Genomic DNA, 20,952 nt, shown 5'->3' with positions numbered 1-20,952 from the left:
ACTGCCACGCGAACCGAAGAGCGTGCCACCCTCCAGGCTCAGCGGGCAGGTGGCGAGGTTAGTAGCCGAACGTTTCCTCGTCGATGCCGATGAGGTTCCACGGAGCGGTAGCGACAAGATCGTCATCGTTGGCCACGTGCACGTGTTGTGGTGACCAGGCCAGGAACTGCTCGCCGGTGGGCGGCGCCATAAGGAAAGTCTTGGCGTCCGGACCAGCCGTGGGAGCTGCGCGGATTTCGGTGGCGGTCATGCCGGGGTGCCGCATAAGAGTCTGCGGTATGGGGACCTCCGCGTCGCCGATGTTAAGCGTCCCCGGAGCAACAATGATCAGTGCTGGAGGGTTGCCATCAGTCGTTGTGACGGTGACAGGGTGCCGCATGGCGTGAACGATCTGGCCTTCCCAGATCAGGCGCGCCCGGCGTAGCCGTACACGGAGGCGGTCGTCGATCTGGCCGCCGCACAGGCCGAGCGATTGCCCGCTCAGGTGCTCGATCGCCACGACGTCCTCGACGGTCTGCACTGTGACCTCTATGTCATGTCGCACGTCGTCGGGAAATGTCGATGGCTCCAGCGTGAGGAGCTGCTCGCCGCCGACTTCGAATGCGATCACTGCGGCGTGGTGTAGTTGGAGCTGGAAGGATGTGGAGGCCAGTAGGAGCTCGTTCGTCGAGTTCAGCGCGCTCGATCTGAGCAGCTGTGCACCGGTGATCTGCTCATCTTGTCGATCGAAGGAGAAGGTGAACATGAAGCTTCCCGCGACTAGCACGTCCCACTCAATCGATGTTTCTGTCGTCGCCCGGCGCGACACGGCGGCCTCGTGCGAGGCGATCGTCATGCCTGCCTGGTCGCGGCAGTCGACGCGAACGTGATTCGCTGGGTTCTGTCTGAGGAGATCGGTGACGGTGAAGGCACTCCAGTGCTGGCCCATCGCAAGACCGTCGCGCATGTCCGGCGTCTCGCTCCCCACTGGCGCGACATAGACCTTGCCCTGATGAACCAGTTCCGACATGCCCACCACCACGTGGTCCTCCCACGCCGACGCGTCAATGTCGATCAGGCCAGTGTCGCGGAGCGAGTCGACGAGTCCCAATGTGGCGACGGTGAGCGCTGCCATATGCGAGAACACCCTGACTGCCGCGGCGTATCGCTCGGCAAGCGGGAAGGCCAGCGCCTCCCGCTTCGGTCCCTTAGCGTCTGCGTGAACGAGATCTGCGTACAGCCATGCGGCAGCGAGCTGTGTATCCGATACGAGGTTCGTGGCGTTGGTGCCATCCACGCTGGCTGTCTGCAGGGCGTACGCCTGGGTTTGGACTCCTTGGATCTCGGCAGCCGTCCAGGCCGCTCGAAGGTCGGACAACTTGCTCCGCGCTTCGGCTGCGTCTCTAGCACCGAGTGCTTGGTCGATCGCGTCGAAGACCTTGACGTAATACACCGGCTCGGACTGGACAGTCAACGGCCTGATTCTCGACACCAGCGACTCGAAGATCTCCTCGTCCTGCGGAAGACTTCGGGTCATGGTCATCCGACCGCTCAGATTAAGTAATCCCCGGAACTCGCCTCTGGCGTAGCGAATCAGTTCGTCCCAGTTCTGGACGAGCGAGTGGGCTCTCACCCGCCGCGCACGCAAAACGAACCGTCTCAGGGTCTCATCGTTCGTCATCCCCACCATGATCTGATTGTGACGCTTCGCGCTGGCGGCAGCAGTTGTCTAGCCCGCCGCCTTCTGGTGTGTCGGCCGCTGAACTGCCCGTGCCGTCATTGTCCTGCAGATTTGCCATCCAAGGTCTGCTGCAGCGAGACGGTAGGGCCGGCGAGTAGGCTAGCGAGCCCGCATGCTGATGATCATCATGTTTTGAGATGCTCGTCGTACGGCACGTGCACGTTCGGATCCAACTGGTGCACGTGTGGCTTGTCGGCGGTCAGTCCCCAATAGAGTTCGAGGATGCCGAAGGTGCCGAACTTCTCCGCCACCTCCTCGCGTGCGACCTTGGGTTGATTCGATTCAGCGGACCGGTCGGGGCGTACGGGTTCCACGTCGAGCCGGAGACCGCTATCAAGTGTTGGATGCAACCGGTCTCCCGTTTCAAAGTGCAGTCGAAGCTCTAGCCATCTGTTGCGTCGCTCAGGGTCTGCGTACTCGTGTGCCCAGTCTTCGAGCGTCAGGCCCACCCGCCATCTGAAGCGCGCGGCCTTGCCCGCAGCCAGGTAGCAAGTCAGCCCAGTGGAGCGTGTCCCCGGATAGTGCACAGGAAAGCCCTGGCTCTCTGCCCGGTCATCCACGAAATCCAGGTCATGCCGAAGAAACACGGCCGGAACGGAGCCTCGATTAATCAGGGTCCCGGTGACAATATAGTCAATTTGAAGCTCGTAGATGTCTAGGAGCCTGAACGGGCTGTGCGCCACAGTGACGTCTCCGTACGTGGCCGACCCTTGAAGTAATGGGCCATGGATGACGTCGTCAACGATGATGTCCACCCGAGGGGTTACTGCATCGAGCAACTGCCGCCGCTGTAGGTGTACCTGCTTCTCTACGAGAGAATTCGCCCGGTGTGCCTGGTCCAACGCCGACGCAGCTATCTCGTTGGCAGCCTTCGCATGGTCGGCAGCTTGTAAAGCGATCTTGTTGGCAGCGCGTGCAGCCATTGCTTGCAGGCTGGCGGCGAACAGCGCGACGGCAGCCACCGCGACGCCCAAGGCAGTTATCTCTACCTGGTGCGCAGTGAGCCAGCTGCCGATGTCACTCGCGGTAGAGGCGGCGAGCGTGTGGTCCACACTCCCACTGTAGGGCCGGTGCGCGAGACGTAGGCCGTTGATCGCTGGGTGATGTCTCATGATCTCCGACGGGCATCGTCTCGACGCCGACTATTGGGCAATTCGTCGCAAGCCAGGGTCGGCGCGAGCTTTGTGTAGTCTCGCCGCCGAAGGCCCGCTCGAACTCGCCCACCACAATCGCGCTCAACCCGCGCGCGTGCGAGTTCGTGTCCGCGCGATCCTCGCGTTGGTTGGATGTCGGCTACATAACCTGCGTGAATTGATGCCGAGACTGTGCCAGCATCAGGCCTGTGCCGTTGATTACCGCGCGCTACCAGCCGCAGCTGCTCTCGCAGGATCGGATCAAGCTGTCGAACGGCTGCTTCGTCGACCGGGACGGCTCCGCGGTGTTCTTCGCCCCGCTTGACACCGTGAGGGACCTGAGCCTGGCATCACTGCGCCGGTGCCTGGCCGCTGCAGCGGCGCAGTTTGACGTGACCTGGGCCGATGAACACGTCGTGGAGGAGCTGTACCTGACCGAAAGCGCGGTCGATCAGTTCGACGACGGCTATTCGCCCCGGTCAGCCTACAGCTTCGGCTTGATCGCCGCCGGAGAGCTCCGCCTCCACATTTCCGTTCCGACCACAATCGAAGCCGACGAGGATTTCCTGGCCACGCGCCTGGCAGTGTTCTTGGTTGGCAACCGGCTCAGCCTGGTCGGCATGGAACAGGAAGGTGTCCCCGGCTCGATCCTGCTCACCCTCGCCGTGCGCTCGGAGGCTCGCGGCCGGACGGTCGGCGACGCGTATGCGTTGGCCGAACAACTCGACCGCCTCGTTCAAGCCCTCGTCGACGGCACCACCTATCCGGCCACGTGGTGGGACTTGCTCGTGGGTGGACACGCCACCGCACTGGTGGGCCAGCCCGAATCAGCGACGCTGGAAGCCAAGAGCCGCGCCTACGATCCTGCGGTTGAAGCCGACCAGATCGAACTCGCCCAGGACGTGGCTCGCTTCGCCAACGCCGAGCACGGCGGACTGCTCTGTCTGGGCTTCCGGACGCGGCACCGCGGCATGCACGATGTCATCGAGAAGGTGACGCCGGTCAACGACCCCAGTCCTCAGCGCCTGGTGGCCCGGTACAGGTCGATCGTCGACCGCAAGATCTTCCCGCCGGTGGTCGGCGTCGAGATCGCCGCCGTGCCGCTCCCCGAGGCCGGATGTCTGATCTTGTTGCGGATACCCGCACAGCCGGAGGAACTTAAGCCCTTCCTCGTGCACGGAGCCATCGCTGCGGGCAAGGTCGAAGGAGCGTTCATCTCGATCGTGCGCCGCCGAGGCGAGGACTCGATACCGGTCACGCCGGCCGCGATCCATAGCTGGATGTCAGCGGGCCGGGCGCTCATGCGTGCCGGACACCTGCCGGACCCACGCCAACCCTCGAGCGAAACCACCTCACCAACAGCCCGGCGTACGCCGCGGCCTTAGCCATTCGACGCTGTGCCGCCGACCGCAGAACCCGCCAGGCACATCACGCTTCGTCTCTTGGGCGGCATCGCCGAGCTGTTCGACTGCGCGACCACCGTCTCCGGCTGGTAGGCCAGCCGGCTCGTCGCGATGACCCCCTGACCAACGCGGCAGCTCGACCCGCTGTCCTACAAGCCCTGCTTGCCGCGTACCTCGCACCCCAGACATGGCGGCGCTGTAGATCAACTTCCGCCCGCCACGCCAAGCCTTCGCAGTCATCGTCTCGGGCCTGCGGGCCCGTGGACGGGACATCCCGGTCGGTGCGCAAGCAGAACGCCAGCGAACGGGCCGGGCCGCGCCAAGATAGCCCTGGGACGCCGGCGGTCGTCATTGAGTGTCCGTGGCTGCGGGGTTTGTGGCGGCGGGAACGAGTCGTTCGACGGCGGCGACGATTGCGGCGCGGCGTGCGGTGAGGACGGCGTCCTCACTGTCGGCTGGTGCGAGGACGGTTGGGCGGCGGCCCAGGATGTGGCGAGTTGGCTGACGAAGACCATGATGTCTCTGGGGTCCCATGAGGAATCGAGGTCAACGGCTTCCCGAACTATCGCCGAGTGCTGATTGGCACTTCGGCTATGCGCTGCCGCAGCTACGTGGACAGCGGCCCTTCCGACCCGGCAAGCTTTATGTACGTCATCGCCGAGATGTGCTGCATCGCAACGAAGTTGTCGGCGATGACAGGGTAGCCGGGTCCGCGTGCTCAATCTCGACCGAACGCTTCCGGGTGCGACTGGCGAGGCGTGTCGGGGCCCGCATGGCCGGTCGCTTCGACAGGAGCTAACTTCGCCGCCAGGTGCCCGGGGGGGATCCCTCTGGCATCCGGCCAGGGTGTCCCATGCTCCCGTTTGCCGCGTCGGCGAACCAGCCCGCCCACCGGCTGACGAAGTCGTCGAGATCGCCTACCGCCAAGGGAGTGAACGGCCACGCTACCTGCCATTCGGCGATGCCGGTCCACAGCGCCTTGGCCGCTTCCTCGCACGGGTCAAATCCGAAGGGGTTCTGTCGCCGCCGGCGCGGGATCATGGGCGAGACCATGAACGCGGTCTCGAACCATTGATAGCGGCCGGCCTGTTGCGCGTCGCAGAACCAGAGCGAGTGCACGCGACCCTCGTACTCGGAACGGTTTGGTGGGATCCGGATACCCAGCGCCGAGTGAGCGATGACCTCGAACGCTGGCGGCGTCCACGACCCCCACGGTGCGCGGCTGGTGACCGACCACGGATCGAACTCAATCTGGGCCGAGCCCAGGCGAATACTCCACCCGCCGTTCTTTCCAAGTTGTACGGATGCGGTACCGGCGGCCTCGGTGATCTCGGTGCGAAGGGTCTCGGAGATCCGCAGGAGAGCCTTGACTGCGTCCTGGGCGAGATCTTCGCGCCGTTCGTCTTCGGATCGCGATGCCGCCTTCTGGCGGTCCAGGTCGGATCGCCGCTTCACCTGCGTTCGGTTGGCCTCGTTGAGCTTCGCGAGCCCGCCAGTCGGGGCGGGCCGCTCCAGCTTCGAGAGGCGAGCGAGGAGGTTACTCGGCGATGGCCGGGAGCCTGGGGACTTGTATAGGCACTCTTCCACAAGAGCGGCGAACAGGGCCGGCGCAGCGGCGAGGTGACCGGGATCGTCGTGGAGGTGCTGCTGGCGGAAGTCGTGCTGGTACGGACCCCGGAAGGGCGGCTCGCCGGCGAAGAGCTCGTAGGCGATCACCCCGAAGGCATACACATCCGCCGCGCTGGTGGATCGCTCCGCTTTCCACCGTTCTGGTGCTGCATAAGCGGGGGTGAGCGCGTACTTTCGGGTATCGGGCGCGGTCGCAGACTCTGCATACCGTGAGATTCCGAAGTCTGCCAGACACCATCTGCCTTCCAGTAGCAACACGTTCTCGGGCTTGACGTCGCGGTGAACGACCTTCTCCTCCATTGAGACCAACGCTTCGGCGAGATCGGTGAGGATCGGAAGCACATCAGCTAGGGCCATTGGCCCACCTTCGGCATCGAGGTGTTCACGCAGAGAGCGTTCGGCACGCGGCATGACGAGTACCCACGAGTCCGCCGTCTCGCCGCTATCGAGAATGGGAACGACATTTCGTACGTCGGTGAGATCGGCGAAGAGAAGCTCTCGCTGAGCGCCGGGCTCCTTCGGCACGAACTTCGCCACGGCGTCCTGGCCGTCGTCGGACGTTGCTACGTAGATCTGTCCGAAGCCTCCGCCCCCCAGGCGTTCTCCGATGATCCACTCGTTCTCGAGGCTGACACGCTTGACCATCGCCCACCCTGTCTCCCGTCGGAATGACCACACACGACCACAGCCGAGGGTCGACCTGCTGACTGAGGACTCCTGCGACCGTCTGTCGTGACTGGGTACCTCGCGGCCGTCCCAGCCTACGAAATTCTGCCCGACCGACACGACGAAATGGGGCCAGACACGGCGCTGCCCGCCGGAGGACAGAGGGTTGTGTGCGAGGCGGCCTCGGAACTGCGATCGATTTGGCGTGATGATGTCCTTTGGGGATTGCCGCCGCATACTCCCGATCGCCTAAGACGCTAGGTTTCAGATCCAGCGAACTAGCGCTTCTAACACCGCGAGTTCCCCGAGGGCCCGCGTACGTGAGTGCGCTTCGCGGGGATCTGCAACAGGACTCAAATCCATGGCACATCCGCTAGAGGTCTCGACGGAGCAGTCGGACGGTACTGGCCCACATAGCGGAGCCTCTTGAGGATCAATAGAAGCAGGTATTCGTGTGAGAGCAGCGCGGCTTCGAATGTGGCTGCTGAGCGAACTCGCGCGCGGAGCTGCTGGGCTGGCGTCCCACCTGGATTCGGCGTTGGGTGAATGATGTGGTTGCGGAGCCTTGTGGTCAGCGTGGGGCCGTCGACGAAGGGCGTGGAGCTCGCCGCCGTTGCCACGAGTTCGTCCAGCCGGTACGCGTCAAGACGCGGATAGTGCGACGCGTCTATCGATGTCGGGATTGTCCCGCTGTCGAGTGCCTGCCTGAGCTTCTCGGCCGCGCCCAGCGACCCGTAAGCGCTACTGCCCAGTCCGAGGTCGTGGCGAAGCATGACGTGTACAACCATCTCAAGCCCTGGCAGTAACGTCATGATGCGCTGCTCGACACGCAGATCGCGAGCATTCGCCTGAATGGCGGTGGCCATCGCTGGGATCCATACTTTGGTCCGCTGCCACTCGTCGGCGAACTCGCGGACACACGCATCAACAAGATGCCGCACGTCGTCCTCGCGAGTGAAGTTAAGCCACTCGCCGACGAACGACCGGCTCCCTGGCGTGCAGAAATCCTCGGACCACCGCTCCCACACCACCTCGCCGATTGCGTCGAACCCGACGGGTAGAGTGGGGGAGACCCACCGGCCGGCGCCAAAGGACAGGCCGAATTGGAGAGCGGCCAGCACCGGTTCGACGTCCTCCACGGAGAACAGGCAACCATCGTGCCGTTCGAGGTTCATGGAATGAGTCAGCGCAATAGTGTGGGCGCGATCGATGGACTCCAGAATGTTGGCAAGGTCGGGGCGCGCTGCGACGGTGATTCTCCAGCCGTTGGCGACCTGCGACCACGGATCGTCGGGCAAGTCGGGCAGATTTAGCCAATGAGCGGTGACCGATCGAAGCTGTGCCCCGGGACGAGACATCGATATCGGGTCGAGCCAGCCGTGATCGCCTCCGCGGTGACTACCAGCGACGCGATAGCTGCCGTGGGGACGGTTGACCTGCAGCTCAATCGCCCCGTGGCCAGGCCACTGGTCGGTGCTATGGGTGATCGTCCAATTGAGGTCCAGTTCGTGCGCGCACTCCCAGGTGATTCTCGCCGTGATGGGCTGGTTCCGGATGGTGGCTGCGCCGGCAAAGAGCTCAATGGGTTCACCAGGTTGGTTGAACGCGTAGTAAGGCACGATGGGGCTGATTGGCGAGATGCTCATGCCCAACGAAACCACGGGGAGTGATGGACCTACCTGGAGGCGCGAGCCTTAGGCGTAGATTCGACCAAACCGCTACCGCGAACCGAACGGAAGTCCTGGTGATTACCCTCAACTGTCGAACGTTCGACGACTGCCTCGCGTCTCTCGCATCAGCCACCGACGTTGCTCCAGCCGTGCTGCTCCACGCGATGCGCGATCACGAACCCGATTCGGTTCCCGCCGACCAGGATCCCTGGGAGGCGTTCCCGCGCGATGTCCTCGCCACGGTTGGCATCGACATCGCGAAGGTCGCGTTCGATGACTGCGTCTACTTCCATGGCACCCGGACCCTGGACTCCGACTCATTCCTGCGGGAAGGGATCCTTCCGCTCGGGTTGGTGATCGACCGTCTCTGGGAAGCGCTGCTCGGCCTTTGTCCGGACGTCTCCGATGCGGAATGGGCGGCACTTCGCGCCAGAACACAAACCACCGATCCCAGCCACTCGGCGGAGCTGTATCGACTCAAGACACAAAACCCGGCCCTTCACGGCCCGTACGCCTCGCTCGTCCGCGAACACGTGCTGTATCCGATCGTCGGTCAACACGATTACCTCGCCTCACCGGAGATCATCGAAGACATCGCCCGCTGCAGCGGCTTCGATCTACAGCACCGCTTCGACACTGCCGCCACGATGTGCATCGTCGCGTTCCGTTCCACACAACTGTCACCCAGCGCCGTTGATTCCGCAGTCAACTACGCGTACGCCAAGGCACGCGGCGAGAAGATCGGAATGTCTAGCGTCGACGGGTACGACTGCCGCGCCGAACCTGTCGCCGCGCACGACGTCATAAGCGTCGAACTCATCACAGAACGCTGACCCACTGCACATTCCCTTGGCTGCACCGGGCCCGAGGCGCTAGGCCAATGCGGCCGGATGAACCTGACGATTCCTCGGTGATCAAGCCGCAGCCACATCAACGTGCCTGAGAGCCACGAAGCGGCACCCGGGCCGGTGCGACTAAGTCCACTCTCGACGATTGCTTGAAGTTGTTGCAGGTCAGCCGGTAGACTGCTCGGACACGTTAAACCCCCACCGAAATGCATCGACGCCGTCCTATCGGGCGGCGTCTTGTGCTTTCCGGGGACGTCGCCGACGTCCGTTGTCGACCCGGGCCAGGCGTGGCGGCCAGCCGTCAAAGATCAGGTCGCCGTCGACCTCCAGTCGCCAGGTGTAGAACCCGCACCGCACGGCGACCTCATGGCCGGCCAGGTATTCCGGTATCAGCTCCCGGACACGGTCGCCCTGCCCGGCGGGCGGGCGAAGCTCGGGCACCTGCTCGGCGAGCAACAGCAGCAGCTGCTCCTCCCGGGCGTAGACGGTCCGTGGGCCAGCATCACCACGTTGTCGGGTGGCAGTGTGCCCGTGACGGCACCGGTAGCCGGCCCGGCCATGTGTCCAGTGCGCCTCCAGCCTGCGTCCGCAGTCCTGGCAGAAGATCAGCCCGGTCAGCAGATACACGCGCTCGGGACGCGACTGATCGGGTTTGGCGTAGACGCCCTGCGCCGCGATGAACTCTTCCTCCGACACGATCGCCGGATGGGCGCTGTCGGCCGAGACCACACAGTCTTGTAGGGCGTTCCAGCGCCGGATTTGGCTCTGGCCGAGAATGTCGTCGGCGACCGGGTCGGTGTATTCGTGATGCTGCCGGTTCCACACCTGCCGGCCGGTGTACCGGGGGTTGGCCAAGATCGCCGCGACGGTGGTCGGGCGCCAGGCGGTGCCCACGCGGTGTGGATTGCGCTCCGGGTCGACCGCCGATGGGCACGGCACACCATGTTCGTTGAGCTCGCGGGTGATCGAGCTGATGCTGTATCCAGCCAGTCGCTGGTCGAAGATCCACCGTACGACCGGGGCCGTGACTGGATCCGGTTCCAGGCGCAGCAGCTGCCGGCCCCAGCGGGCGTGGGCCGTGTTCGGATGCGGACCCGCCTCGACCAACGCGTACCCGTACGGCGGCCGCCCACCCAGATGCCGCCCCTGGGCCTCGACCTGCGCACGCATGGCCGCCTTCGCGCGAAACTGCGCCCGCTGCACCTCACGCCGCGAATGCACCCCTAGCAGCGCCAACAATGACATGTGCAGCTCATTGGCCGGTTGGACCGGCCCGTCGAGCTCCGGCAACCACAACTGCACCCTGTGAGCGGCGAACAAAGGCGCTAGTTGCTCGTACTGGCCGGCGTAGAACGCCCGCTCGAACTCGCCCACCACGATCGCATCGAACCCGCGATCAGGCTGCGCGAGTACTGCGAGGAGGAGACCGGCCTGCGGGCGAAGGTGCCACGGCGTGCGCCGGGAAACGCCGACGTCGAAGAACTCCGCCGTGATCGCGCCACGTCCGTCGATCAACTCCTGGGCGAAGTCTCGCTGCCACCGGCTCGACGACAGCCGATCCTGGAAATCCTCGGTCGAGTCGCGGCCGTAGAACGCGAACCCCAGCAGTCCGCTGGCGGTGGTTCGCTGCCGGGGTATCCGCGTACGCCGGCCCGGACCGTTCGCGCCGATCCACCAGCCCAACAGGTCAGGCTGCTCCACCTGGATGGCCGTACCAGTCATCGCACACCTCCACTGAGGGGCGAGTGGCTGCTGTGCTAATCGTCGCGCGTTGTCTTGTCGATCGCGATCCCACGGATGGTGGTCCCTTGGTCGAGCGACGTGCCTTCTGGGCAGCGGACTGGCTGAACAGGTCGGAGTTGATTCGGTGATGATCGTCGGCAGCGCCTTTGCTCGGGCCTCGTGTAGGGCCGACGTCAACCGCGCCGATGACTGTCCGGTGCCCGTAGCCCTGGACAGGTTGCCTTGTCGTAGATAATAATAGACCGACGGTCGGTTTATTATTGAGGTGTCATGGCGCGCACGGTCGACGAGTCGGCGAAGGCGTTGCGGCGCGACGAGTTTCTCGATGCGGCGCAACGGTTGCTGGAGTCCAAGGGCTACGAGCAGATGAGCGTTCAAGACGTGCTCGCTGCGGTGGGCGCATCCAAGGGCGCGTTCTACCACTACTTCGACTCGAAACAGTCACTGCTGGAGGCGGTTGTGGAGAGGCTGGCCGACCGAACTGCGGTGGTGCTTGAGCCCGTAGTCGGCCGGCAAGAGGTTGCGGCGTTGGACAAACTCGCTGGGTTCTTTGCCGCTCTGGCGGGCTGGAAGCTCCAGCGTCGGGACCTGCTGGCCGCTCTGCTGAACGCCTGGTACTCCGACGACAACGCGCTACTGCGCCAGAAACTGCGGGCCGGCATCGCCGAGCGGATCGCACCCCTTGTGGCCCGCATCATCGAGGAGGGCGTGCAACAACACGTCTTCACCGCCGCCCACCCGGAGCAGTTCGGCCGGGTGGTGGTGTCGCTCATTCAAGATCTCAACGACCGCTTGGCCGAGCTGATGCTGGCGGCACAGCGTACCGGTGTCGGCGAGTTCGCCCAGGCGGAGCATGCGGTCGTCGCCTACACGCAGGCGTTGGAGCGGATGCTTGCCGCACCCCCAGGCAGTATCACGCTTGTCGATCCGGCGAAGCTGCGGCCGTGGTTCCAGCCCTCATCGAAAGGATCGCGCCGATGACGCTCGCTCTGAAGATCATCCTTACGCTGTTCTGTGTACATGCCTTGTTCAAGTTCGCAGTCGGCTTCCTGGTCCCGTACGAGCGGCGGATCAAGCAGATCTCGTCGTACTACGAGAAGGACTCCAAGGTCATCAGCACGTATGACACGGTCATGCTGATCATGGTGGCGGCGATCGTTGTCGTGTTGTTCGTCTCCGGCGTGCAGTACTTGAGCTTCATCGCCGGGCTGATCGTGGGAATGCTGCTCATCCAGGTGTTCTACCACCGGTTCAACCAAGTACTGCCGCCTGACAAGGCGCCGACTCCACCGGCGGCGCCCAACCAGCTGAACTCCTTCGCCGTCCAGGCCAAGCCGGGCCTGGCCTGGCGCGAGATCCTTTTCATGACCGTGCTGCTGGCATGGTCGTTGTGGATGCTGATCGTGCGGGGCTTGTTCGGTTAGGTCCACCGTCTGGGCCTGGGCCGCCAGCCGGGCGTCTGTGCCGCTCGAGGGACGACACGCGCGGCGGGCGGCCATTACGCTGCGCGCATGATCGGGAGGAGGCTGCGCAGCGCTGGTGCACCGGTGTCGAAAGCTCACCAGCGGCGGCTCAAGATGGTGCCCCTGCTGCTGTGGTGACGCTGGCGTTGGCGGCCTTCGTCACCCTCGGCCGCGAGGTCGTGGGGCGGCTGTAGGTGGTGGAGTCGGACGCCGTTGGCGCACCACCTGATGGCGGGCGTGCGGGCGACGTCAATGGCGTGGCCGAGTTTCGTTTTCCGATGGCTGCGGGCGCGGCGTACCGGTTCGTGGTGCCGGTGCGCAATCCGGGGCCGCTTGCCCGTGCGGGTGACTGGATTCGGTAGCGGCGTGCACGAGTGGCCGCAGTCGCTCTGTCCGATTTTGCGGATCGAGGTGGACGTGGTCCGAGGCGTCCGGCCAGACTGTCGACACCGTCACGGCGTGGGCGGAAATCGAAGCTGTCACCGTGAATCCACATCAGAGTCTGGACTTCTATCTGACGGTTGGTTCCGATGATCCGGCCTCGGCGCCGTGCGCCCGTGATGTCTTCGATGCGATAGCTATCCGTTATACGGTGCTCGGGGTTGGGCGATTGCAGCAATTATCGCTGCGGCCGAAGGTCGCTTTCGTCGGTGGTGTCGAATGTCCCAGCGATAACGCGGCTCCTTGATCATGTGGATGTCCCGGCTGGGCCTGCCGTCGATCCTCATCGACCGCCGCGGCGCACATGCGGGGGTCTGACATGATTCAAGGCACATTCGTGAATTCGGTATGCGGCGGAGGTAGCGGTGCGGGTGACGGCACGGCAGCGGTGGCGCTACCGGTTCGACAACATCATGGCGCGGGGCACACCGGCTTTGATCGGCCTGCTCGCTGTGGCGTCATTGTTGCTGGTGTCGACGGTGAGTGTTGTCGTCATGGCGGTAGCTCCCAACGATGTGGCAGGTGGCTCTGATGCGTTCTGGCGAAGCCTGCTGCGCACGCTGGATCCCGGCACGATGGGTGGTGACCAGGGGAGCGCGCCGTTTCTGGCTCTGATGTTGCTGGTCACCGTCGGAGGGATCTTCATCGTCAGTTCTCTGGTGGGTGTGCTGTCCTCGGGGCTCGACGGCCGGCTTGCACAGCTGCGTAAAGGCAAGTCGCTGGTCGTGGAGGACGGGCACACGATCATCCTGGGCTGGTCGGAGAATCTGTTCACGGTGCTCGCCGAACTCGAGCAGGCAAGCGGTGGCCGGGAGGTTTGCGTGGTCGTGCTCGCCGACCGGGACAAGGCCGACATGGAAGATCATATTCGTCTGCGGCTGGGCCGTGCTCGCCGTCTGCGGGTGGTGTGCCGCACCGGCAACCCGGCCTCACCGCTGGATCTGGAGATCGTGCGCCCGGATACGGCCGGGGTCATCATCGTGCCGTCTCCCGAGGCGGCCGACCCGGACGTGCTGGTGATGAAGATGCTGCTGGCATTGCATCATCGAGATTGGACCGATGGTCTGCCGCCGATCGTGGCGGCGATCGCCGACTCCACCAACCTTGCCGCGGCCAAGTTAGCTGGGCCCGCGGCGACCTTCGTGGACGCCGAAGACGTGACGGCTCGGCTGATCGTGCAGTCGCGCCGGCATCCGGGACTATCGGCGGTGTGCACGGACCTGCTCGGGTTCACCGGTGAGGAGATCCACACCCGGGTCGAACCGGACCTGATTGGGCGCACCTACAGCCAGGTGCTTTCGGCATATGCGACAGCTACGGTGTTCGGCATACGAGACGCCCTCGGCATCGTCGCGGTCAACCCGCCACCAGACACTGTCCTACGAGACGGCGACGAGCTGATCGTGCTGGCCATCAGCTGGGACTCGATCCGCTGCACGACGATGCCACCACCGATCACCGCCGAGGCGCTGGCCGAACCACGCGAGACCCCCGAACCGGTCGACGCCACGCTGATTGTTGGCTGGAACGCCCACGGGCCGACGATTCTGCGGCTGCTGGACCAATACCTGCCCGCCGGCTGCTCGATCACCGTCGCCGCGACCCGTCTCGACGGCGACAGCGTCCAGGCATTGGGGGAGTGGTCGAACATCATGGTCACCACGGTCGGTTGCAACCCGGCCCGTCGACTGGACCTCGAAGCGCTGGAACCCGGCCAGTTCCAGCACGTCGTCGTGCTGGCCGACGACGAGGTCAGCGCCGAGGACGCCGACGCCCGCACGTTGACCACCCTGCTGCACCTGCGTGACCTCAAACAGCAGCACGGTCACACGTTCGCGATCGTCGGGGAGATCAGCGACGACGCCAACCGCGGCTTGGCTCAGGTGACCCGGGCCGACGACTTCGTCGTCAGCACGAAGATGATCAGCTTGCTGCTGGCGCAGCTGGCCCGAAACCACCACCTGGCCGCGATCTTCGCCGAGCTGTTCGACCCGCAAGGCTCCGACATCTATCTCAAACTGGCCGGTGACTACATCCTGCCGCATACCGCGGCGACGTTCGCCACCGTGATCGAAGCCGCGAGCCGCCGTGGACAGACTGCCATCGGTTACCGTCGCTCCGGGCAAGCCCACCGGCCACCGGAGTACGGAGTGGTGCTCAACCCCGACCCGACGGTCCTGCTGTCGCTGGCCCCCGAAGATCGTGTCGTGGTCCTGGCCGACCGATAGGATCGAACGAGATCAGCGAGGAGGCGACGGGATGATGGTCCAGACTGGTCGGCAGGTCCGGCGCCGGTGGGGCAACCGCGCCCTGATTATCGCTGCGGTAGTCGTGACGTTGGCCATCGTTGGCGGGCTAGTGGCGTTGCTGTCGTGAAAGCGAGAACGCCGGGCAACTTCGGGATCGTCACGATCTCATTGCATCGGGTGGCTCATCGCCCGTAGGCATGCGCACCGATGCGCCGCCGCTGCCCGCATATCGACTTAGAGCAGGCAACACAGAACGAGGATCGCCATGCACGCCAGTCCCGCCACCATGGCCAGAGACTAGCGGTGCAGCTCAAACCGGATCGCCGAGAACGCGTCAAGTCTTGAACGTGGTGGCAGGTCAAGGTCCGTGGGCTAAGAGCTGCTGGGCATCGCGAATGAAGTGGTTGACCTTCGCCGTCCATCGTCTGCCGGTGTCCTCTCCGGCGCTGGCGAGCCACCACAGCCGAATGACACGTTCGCGGCCGTCTGCGGCGTGCAGATGGATGGCGGGTGCCCAGAACCGGCCGCCATGCGAACTGTGTCCATGATAGAGCTCGATTCTCGAAACTTCGTCGAGCGCAACGGTGTAGGTGATGGTCAGGCTGCGGGCTGTCAGGACTCCCGGGGTGTCGGTGTAAAGGCCGATGCGCAGCGCCCGGACGGCCAGGAGCCCGAAGCCGCCCCCGGACACCGCCGCCCCAGCGCCGGCCGATACCAGACGCCACGACTCGTTGGCTATGCCTTCGGTGAGTACGGCGCTGAAGCACAGCCCGTCAACGATGCCGAGCAGCATCGCGATGAAAGTCCAGAAGTTGTGCCACCAGCTGTGAAGTCGCCGCCTGGCCGTGCCGGTCACGGCTTGCCGATCAGAAGCATCGCGGCATACAACAGCGGGGCGGCAACAACGACGAGGATGGACGACCAGCGCAGCCGGCGCACGACCTCGGCGCTTGCGTCGGCGGAAAGCTGCTCGGCGGCGGCCCGGTCGATGCACCGCATCCGCTGGGTTACCCACAATTCGTGGGTGTCGGCGTCCATGATCGTCTTGTTGGGCTGGAACGCCAATACCGGCAACGGCCGGGGCAGGCCGTCAACGTGCAGGTGAGGTCGTTGCCAGCCACTGTTGCGATCCCAGCCACGGATCTTGCCGACCGGCACGATGAACCGCTCGAAGGGGTTGACGATCACGACCTCGCCGGGACCGATCATGACCCGGGCGCTAGGCCCGTTCAGATACGCGACGGCGGCGATCAGCCCGAGACCTGGCGGCAGGATCGACAAGGCGGCTGGGTTGTTGCGGAACAGGATCAGCCCGCCGACGGCGAGGACCGGCCACACGACGAAGAACAGCCTGGTTACCGAGTCGATGCGCCACAGCGTGTGCCGGTCCTGCATGCCGCGCAGCGTACAAGATCGTCGCATCCCTCAACGGCCGTCAGCTCACCTCGTTCGAGCCGACGGTCGATGTTGTGGTTGATGGTGTGGAAGGCTTTCGCGGCGTCCTACACTGACGGTCGTGGATTCAGTGGTCGCGGTCGAGCAGGTCAGCAAGCGCTATCGCGATGTGCTCGCTGTCGATCGGGTCAGCCTGACCGTCGCTCCGGGCGAGATCTATGCGCTGCTCGGGCTCAACGGCGAGGGCAAGACCACGCTCATCCGGATGCTGCTGGGTCTGATCCGGCCGACCGGTGGCACGGTCCGCGTGTTCGGCACGCCGGTCTCGGATCGTTCGCACGGGATCTGGTCGCAGGTAGGCTATCTGGTCGAGACGCCGGCGGCTTATCCGGAGCTCACGGTCCGCGAGAATCTCGAAGCGGTACGCCGACTGCGGCGCATCGGCGACTGTGACGTGGTCGACGCTGCGATCGAGCGGCTGGGTCTGACCGAGTACGCCGATCGGCGGGCGCGGACGTTGTCATTGGGCAACGCGCAGCGGCTCGGATTGGCCAAGGCATTGCTGCATTCGCCACGGCTGCTGATCCTGGACGAGCCGGCCAACGGGCTGGATCCGGCCGGCGTGGTTGAGATCCGGCAGCTGCTGCTCGGCCTGGCGGCAGCTGGGACCACGGTGTTCCTGTCCAGCCACGTGCTGGCCGAGGTGGCCCGGTTGGCCACGCGCATCGGGATCATCCACACGGGACGGTTGCGGGAGGAGTTCGACGCGAGCGAGTTGGCGCATCGCGTACGCCGCCGGTTGTCGATCGGCGCCCGGGATCCGCTCGCCGTCGCCAGAACGCTCACCGACGCCGGGTACGCCGTCCACCTGGACGCAGACGACGTGGTGACTGAGGATCAGCGGGCGGTCGAGCATCCGGACGAAGTCGCGGTCGCCCTGGTGGCAGCGGGTTGCCCGCCGACACGGCTCGTCGTCGAGCGTGAGGATTTGGAGACGTACTTTCTGCGTACCGTTGAGGTGGACCATGCGTGACGCGGTGGCGGTAGAGGCCCGCAAAGCGCGCCGCTCGCGGCTGCCGGTGGTGACCGCCGTGGCGTTCGCGGTCGTCGCGGCCGTGGGCGCGCTGTTCATGTTCATCCTGGCCGACCCGCAGCGGGCCCGGGAGCTGGGCCTGCTGGGCGCCAAGGCGCAACTCGCCGGAGGAACGGCCGATTGGCCGGGATACTTCGCGTTGTTAGCGCAGATCTCCGCGGTCGCCGGTGTGATGATCTTCGGCGTGGTCCAGATCTGGATCTTCGGCCGTGAGTTCGCCGATCACACCGCGAAGGACCTGCTCGCGCTGCCGACACCGCGCGGCACGATCGTGGCGGCCAAGTTCGTGGTCAGTGCCGTGTGGTCGTTGGTGCTGGCGCTGGAGCTGTATACCCTGGGCTTGGTTTTCGGCGCGTTGCTCGGATTGCCGCGTTGGTCGGCGGGGACTGCGTGGCTGGCGCTGGGCCGGCTGCTGGTGACGGCGGGGATGACCTGGCTGCTGGTGTGCGTGCTGGGCTTCGCGGCGAGTGCCGGACGCGGGTACCTGGCCGCGGTCGGCGTCATGTTCGTGATCGTCTTCTGTGCGCAGATCGTGGCCGCGCTCGGCTACGGTCACCTGTTTCCCTGGTCGGTTCCGGGCATCTACAGCGGTCTGGCCGGTGCGGACAAACCATCGGTAGGGTTCGTCGGCTTCGCTCTGGTGGGGGTTGTGGGGTGTGCCGGGATCGGCGCGACGCTGTGGTGGTGGCGCGCGGCCGACCAGGCGCGATGACGACGAGTCAGCCGGCGGGCCAGCCGAGCAGCCGCGCGCCGAGGACGGCCGCTTGTAAAGTGAAGCGTTGGGTCGGCTCGCCCGGGTGATACCCGGTCAGCGACTGGATGCGGTCGAGCCGGTAGGTGACGGCCCGGACCGACAGATGCATGTGCCGGGCGGTCGCGGTGTAGTTGCCCTGGTTGTCGAAGAGGACGGTGAGCGTGTCGAGGTAGGGCTGCGGGCCGCCGCGTGCCTCCCGCAGCGGTCCGAGGACGGTGGTCACCAGGTCGGTGATGGCGTCGCGGTCGCGCAGAAGCACCGGGAAGACGAGCAGGTCGGCGGCGTTCAGCACGGGTGCGGTGAAGCCGAGCTTGGCAGCCAGGTCCAGGGCGTTGCGGGCCTCGTCGAGGGAGGCTGCCAATCCTTGGACACCGGGATGCGTACGCCCTACGCCGATCTGCCAACGGCCGGCTCCCAGCGCCTGCAGGAGCAGGTGGGCCAGTTCGGCCGGCACGCCGCGCAGCCCGCCCGCGCTGATGCAGACCAGATCCGATTGCCGCAGCGTGGTCAGCGTATTGCCGTCGCCGAATCGGCCGGCGAGGGCTGCGTCCACCCGATGGGCGATCTCCGGCGTGAGGTCGGGTGCGCGTACGACGAGAACGGTGTGAGTCGCGGCGAGCCGGATGCCGTAGCGGTGCGCCCGCTGCGCCAGTACGCCGGGGTCGGCCCGGCCGGTGAGCAGGTCGTTGACGAACGCCGCCCGGTCGATGTCGTTGCGGGCCAGTTCGGCGTGGGTGCTGCGCTCGTGACCGGCGATCGCGGCGTCGAGCGTGGTGCGTACGGTGGCCAGCAGAGCGGCGGCGTGCGCGTGGGTGTCGCGATCGTCCTGCTCGTCGGCCCAGGTGGCTGTCGCGGCCGCCAGCACCGCCGCGACGAGATCACGTAGCGTGACCCCTGAGTCGGCGGCGCGGGCGCCGAGCTGTTCGGCGACGCGAACGTCAACCGGCTCGGCGCCCGACGCCCCGGCTTTCAGGGCCTCGGCGCAGGCGGCGGCCAGCCAGTCAGACGCCGACATCACGCTGATCGAACAGGATCACTCCGGCGGCGGCGGTCGCGAGCCCGGCGATGAGCAAGGTCGCCAGTTCGGCCGGATGCCAGCCGGTGTGCAACGGATCGGTGCCGATGAAGTAGTGGAAGGGAGACAGCCAGCGTAGCCAGCTCACGCTGGCGAACATCCCGGCCATGGCGTTGGCCATGTAGGTGGCGACGCCGATCGTGCCGGTGACCGCCAGGACGGAGGCGCGTTTGCCGGTGGCTGCGCCGACCAGAAATGCGATGCCGGTGAAACACCAGACCAGCGCGATCAGGCCGACACAGGCGGCGGCGACGTTGGACAGTGAGATGTCCATGCCGATGCCGGGAACGATGACGCTGAGCAGGATCCACGGGATCGCTGCGACCAGCGTGACCGACGCGGTGGTCGCGGCCAGCCGCTGAACGGCGAACGTGTTGCGAGACACCGGATTCACCAGCAGCAGTTCCATCCCGCCGTCCTCTTCGGGCCGGGCGATCGTGCGCGCGGTCAGCGTGACGGCGCACATGAGCACCAGCAACGGCCCGATGAGACTGAACACGGTCGCCTGCAGATATCCGGCGGGGGAGAGCATGTCGGCGATGCCCAGGAAGTCGAGCATCCCCTTGGGCAGCGCGTCCTGCTTGAGCTTGGCCGCGTCCTGGAACTGGGTGTAGAACGACGTGTAGATCGCGGTGAACGCGGCGACGCCGACGGCCCAGCCGATCAGCGCCCGCCGGTCGTCGCGCCAGGTCTTACGCACGAGGGCGGGCAGCATCGCCGGCTCCTTCCGAGTGGTAGTAGAACGACAGGAAGGTCTCTTCCAGGTCCGGCTCCGCCGACAGCAGATCGACCACCTCGTGCCGGGCCGCCGCCTTGACGAGCGGGTCCAGCCGGCCGTCGACCGTGCAGCGCAGCACCGGGCCGGACACAACGACGTCGCTCACACCGGGGAGCCCGCTGAACTCGCCGGCGGTGACCGGGTCCGCGAAGTGGATCTCGACGCTGCGGATCGCGCGCTTGCCGAGCGACTCGACCCGTTCGACGGCGGCCAGCCGCCCGTCCCGGACGATCGCCACCCGGTCGGCGGTCTGCTGCACCTCGGCCAGCACGTGCGAGGACATGAAGACGGTCTGCCCGGCGGTACGCGCGTCGCGGACCATCGCCAGGAACTCCTGCTGCATCAACGGATCGAGGCCACTGGTCGGCTCGTCCAGGATCAGCAGGGCGGGCTCGTGCATGAACGCCTGCACCAGACCGACCTTCTGCTTGTTGCCCTTGGACATCGCGCGTACCGGGCGGGTCAGGTCGAGGTCGAGGCGTTCGGCGAGATCGGTGACCTTCGACCAGGCCACGCCGCCGCGGGCGTCGGCGAAGAACCGCAGCAGGTCGGCGGCCGATCGCGACCGGGGAAGGCCAGTTCGCCCGGCAGATACCCGATCTGGCGGTGCAAGGCGGCCTTGTCGGTACGCGGATCGAGGCCGAGCACGGTGGCCCGGCCGCGAGTGGGCCGCAGAAAGTCGAGGAGCAGCCGGATGGTGGTGGTCTTCCCGGCGCCGTTCGGGCCGAGGAACCCCATCACCTCCCCGGTGCGGACGTCGAGGTCCAGGCCCTCGACGCCGCGGCGGTCACCGTAGAACTTGGTGAGGTTCTCGGTGACCACGGCAATGTCGCTAGTCATACTCCACATCCTGGCGACTTTTCGGGTGTTCGCTCCAGGTCGGCGCCCGGCC

The 20,952-nt window shown here is 65.7% G+C and carries 19 protein-coding genes; 8 read left to right on the top strand and 11 right to left on the bottom strand.

Translation table 11 applies throughout. From position 1 onward, the window contains the following. Nucleotides 1-58 precede the first annotated feature (58 nt). Together AB0H43_RS22300 and AB0H43_RS22295 are read right to left on the bottom strand one after the other, a co-directional pair. Nucleotides 59-1,660: a hypothetical protein gene (locus tag AB0H43_RS22300; protein WP_360001879.1), complete on the bottom strand. Its 1,602-nt coding sequence runs from the start codon at nucleotides 1,658-1,660 to the stop codon at nucleotides 59-61. 185 nt (nucleotides 1,661-1,845) lie between these two features. Next, entirely contained in the window at nucleotides 1,846-2,772 is a 927-nt protein-coding gene (locus AB0H43_RS22295) for a hypothetical protein (RefSeq protein ID WP_360001877.1), read from the bottom strand. Nucleotides 2,773-3,062: 290 nt separating this feature from the next. On the opposite strand from AB0H43_RS22295, the gene AB0H43_RS22290 reads away from it, so the two are divergent. Beyond that, nucleotides 3,063-4,238: a hypothetical protein gene (locus AB0H43_RS22290; RefSeq protein WP_360001875.1), complete on the top strand. Its 1,176-nt coding sequence runs from the start codon at nucleotides 3,063-3,065 to the stop codon at nucleotides 4,236-4,238. Nucleotides 4,239-5,051: 813 nt separating this feature from the next. Here AB0H43_RS22290 and AB0H43_RS22285 read toward each other — a convergent pair. Beyond that, complete coding sequence (locus tag AB0H43_RS22285; RefSeq protein ID WP_360001873.1) at nucleotides 5,052-6,530, bottom strand: serine/threonine-protein kinase; 1,479 nt, start codon at nucleotides 6,528-6,530, stop codon at nucleotides 5,052-5,054. A 374-nt stretch (nucleotides 6,531-6,904) separates the two neighbouring features. Further along, entirely contained in the window at nucleotides 6,905-8,197 is a 1,293-nt protein-coding gene (locus tag AB0H43_RS22280; protein ID WP_360001871.1) for a hypothetical protein, read from the bottom strand. Nucleotides 8,198-8,295: 98 nt separating this feature from the next. Between AB0H43_RS22280 and AB0H43_RS22275 the strand changes: the two genes are divergently transcribed. Further along, nucleotides 8,296-9,054: a hypothetical protein gene (locus AB0H43_RS22275; RefSeq protein ID WP_360001869.1), complete on the top strand. Its 759-nt coding sequence runs from the start codon at nucleotides 8,296-8,298 to the stop codon at nucleotides 9,052-9,054. A 237-nt stretch (nucleotides 9,055-9,291) separates the two neighbouring features. Here the strand turns inward: AB0H43_RS22275 and AB0H43_RS22270 are convergent, their stop codons facing one another. Continuing rightward, complete coding sequence (locus tag AB0H43_RS22270) at nucleotides 9,292-10,791, bottom strand: recombinase family protein (protein WP_360001867.1); 1,500 nt, start codon at nucleotides 10,789-10,791, stop codon at nucleotides 9,292-9,294. Nucleotides 10,792-11,082: 291 nt separating this feature from the next. Here AB0H43_RS22270 and AB0H43_RS22265 point away from each other — a divergent pair, with 291 nt between their 5' ends. From AB0H43_RS22265 to AB0H43_RS22250, 4 genes are all read left to right on the top strand, one after another. Further along, nucleotides 11,083-11,793 (top strand): TetR/AcrR family transcriptional regulator, encoded by a 711-nt coding sequence (locus tag AB0H43_RS22265; RefSeq protein ID WP_360001865.1) that lies wholly within the window; start codon nucleotides 11,083-11,085, stop codon nucleotides 11,791-11,793. Then, a complete protein-coding gene (locus tag AB0H43_RS22260; RefSeq protein ID WP_360001863.1) occupies nucleotides 11,790-12,236 on the top strand; it encodes a hypothetical protein in 447 nt (148 codons plus the stop codon). The genes AB0H43_RS22265 and AB0H43_RS22260 overlap by 4 nt, the downstream gene beginning before the upstream one ends. Before the next feature lie 523 nt (nucleotides 12,237-12,759). Next, entirely contained in the window at nucleotides 12,760-12,963 is a 204-nt protein-coding gene (locus AB0H43_RS22255; protein WP_360001861.1) for a hypothetical protein, read from the top strand. Between the two features lie 118 nt (nucleotides 12,964-13,081). Next, nucleotides 13,082-14,944, top strand: a complete 1,863-nt coding sequence (locus AB0H43_RS22250; RefSeq protein ID WP_360001859.1) for a hypothetical protein — start codon at nucleotides 13,082-13,084, stop codon at nucleotides 14,942-14,944. Nucleotides 14,945-15,323: 379 nt separating this feature from the next. Here the strand turns inward: AB0H43_RS22250 and AB0H43_RS22245 are convergent, their stop codons facing one another. Both AB0H43_RS22245 and AB0H43_RS22240 read right to left on the bottom strand, forming a co-directional pair. Next, nucleotides 15,324-15,821: a hypothetical protein gene (locus tag AB0H43_RS22245; protein WP_360001857.1), complete on the bottom strand. Its 498-nt coding sequence runs from the start codon at nucleotides 15,819-15,821 to the stop codon at nucleotides 15,324-15,326. Then, the gene (locus AB0H43_RS22240; RefSeq protein WP_360001855.1) at nucleotides 15,818-16,360 is read right to left on the bottom strand and encodes a hypothetical protein; all 543 of its coding nucleotides are present in this window, start codon (nucleotides 16,358-16,360) and stop codon (nucleotides 15,818-15,820) included. The genes AB0H43_RS22245 and AB0H43_RS22240 overlap by 4 nt, the downstream gene beginning before the upstream one ends. Nucleotides 16,361-16,481: 121 nt before the next feature. Here AB0H43_RS22240 and AB0H43_RS22235 point away from each other — a divergent pair, with 121 nt between their 5' ends. Then, nucleotides 16,482-17,393: an ABC transporter ATP-binding protein gene (locus AB0H43_RS22235; RefSeq protein WP_360001853.1), complete on the top strand. Its 912-nt coding sequence runs from the start codon at nucleotides 16,482-16,484 to the stop codon at nucleotides 17,391-17,393. Next, the gene (locus tag AB0H43_RS22230; RefSeq protein ID WP_360001851.1) at nucleotides 17,386-18,165 is read left to right on the top strand and encodes an ABC transporter permease; all 780 of its coding nucleotides are present in this window, start codon (nucleotides 17,386-17,388) and stop codon (nucleotides 18,163-18,165) included. The genes AB0H43_RS22235 and AB0H43_RS22230 overlap by 8 nt, the downstream gene beginning before the upstream one ends. Before the next feature lie 7 nt (nucleotides 18,166-18,172). Here AB0H43_RS22230 and AB0H43_RS22225 read toward each other — a convergent pair whose 3' ends face one another. From AB0H43_RS22225 to AB0H43_RS22210, 4 genes are read right to left on the bottom strand one after another with little or no spacing between them, the layout of a single operon-like run. Then, entirely contained in the window at nucleotides 18,173-19,222 is a 1,050-nt protein-coding gene (locus tag AB0H43_RS22225; protein WP_360001849.1) for a helix-turn-helix domain-containing protein, read from the bottom strand. After that, nucleotides 19,209-19,997 (bottom strand): ABC transporter permease subunit, encoded by a 789-nt coding sequence (locus AB0H43_RS22220; protein ID WP_360001847.1) that lies wholly within the window; start codon nucleotides 19,995-19,997, stop codon nucleotides 19,209-19,211. The genes AB0H43_RS22225 and AB0H43_RS22220 overlap by 14 nt, the downstream gene beginning before the upstream one ends. Further along, entirely contained in the window at nucleotides 19,975-20,574 is a 600-nt protein-coding gene (locus AB0H43_RS22215) for an ABC transporter ATP-binding protein (RefSeq protein ID WP_360001845.1), read from the bottom strand. Before AB0H43_RS22215 ends, AB0H43_RS22220 begins: the two co-directional genes overlap by 23 nt. Continuing rightward, nucleotides 20,523-20,900 carry an ATP-binding cassette domain-containing protein gene (locus AB0H43_RS22210; RefSeq protein ID WP_360001843.1) on the bottom strand — a complete coding sequence of 126 codons (378 nt, stop codon included), beginning with the start codon at nucleotides 20,898-20,900 and terminating at the stop codon, nucleotides 20,523-20,525. The genes AB0H43_RS22215 and AB0H43_RS22210 overlap by 52 nt, the downstream gene beginning before the upstream one ends. Nucleotides 20,901-20,952: the final 52 nt, after the last annotated feature.

Source organism: Hamadaea sp. NPDC050747 (assembly GCF_040654195.1).
GTDB lineage: Bacteria > Actinomycetota > Actinomycetes > Mycobacteriales > Micromonosporaceae > Hamadaea.
The sequence above is the reverse complement of the archived record's forward strand: the minus strand, read 5'-3'. Positions and strand labels throughout refer to the sequence as shown.

Coding starts and splice junctions, on each gene's coding strand:
- AB0H43_RS22300 (WP_360001879.1), bottom strand. CDS start 1,660: ATGACGAACGATGAGACCCTGAGACGGTTCGTTTTGCGTGCGCGGCGG.
- AB0H43_RS22285 (WP_360001873.1), bottom strand. CDS start 6,530: ATGGTCAAGCGTGTCAGCCTCGAGAACGAGTGGATCATCGGAGAACGC.
- AB0H43_RS22280 (WP_360001871.1), bottom strand. CDS start 8,197: ATGAGCATCTCGCCAATCAGCCCCATCGTGCCTTACTACGCGTTCAAC.
- AB0H43_RS22270 (WP_360001867.1), bottom strand. CDS start 10,791: ATGACTGGTACGGCCATCCAGGTGGAGCAGCCTGACCTGTTGGGCTGG.
- AB0H43_RS22265 (WP_360001865.1), top strand. CDS start 11,083: ATGGCGCGCACGGTCGACGAGTCGGCGAAGGCGTTGCGGCGCGACGAG.
- AB0H43_RS22260 (WP_360001863.1), top strand. CDS start 11,790: ATGACGCTCGCTCTGAAGATCATCCTTACGCTGTTCTGTGTACATGCC.
- AB0H43_RS22240 (WP_360001855.1), bottom strand. CDS start 16,360: ATGCAGGACCGGCACACGCTGTGGCGCATCGACTCGGTAACCAGGCTG.
- AB0H43_RS22230 (WP_360001851.1), top strand. CDS start 17,386: ATGCGTGACGCGGTGGCGGTAGAGGCCCGCAAAGCGCGCCGCTCGCGG.
- AB0H43_RS22225 (WP_360001849.1), bottom strand. CDS start 19,222: ATGTCGGCGTCTGACTGGCTGGCCGCCGCCTGCGCCGAGGCCCTGAAA.
- AB0H43_RS22220 (WP_360001847.1), bottom strand. CDS start 19,997: ATGCTGCCCGCCCTCGTGCGTAAGACCTGGCGCGACGACCGGCGGGCG.
- AB0H43_RS22210 (WP_360001843.1), bottom strand. CDS start 20,900: ATGACTAGCGACATTGCCGTGGTCACCGAGAACCTCACCAAGTTCTAC.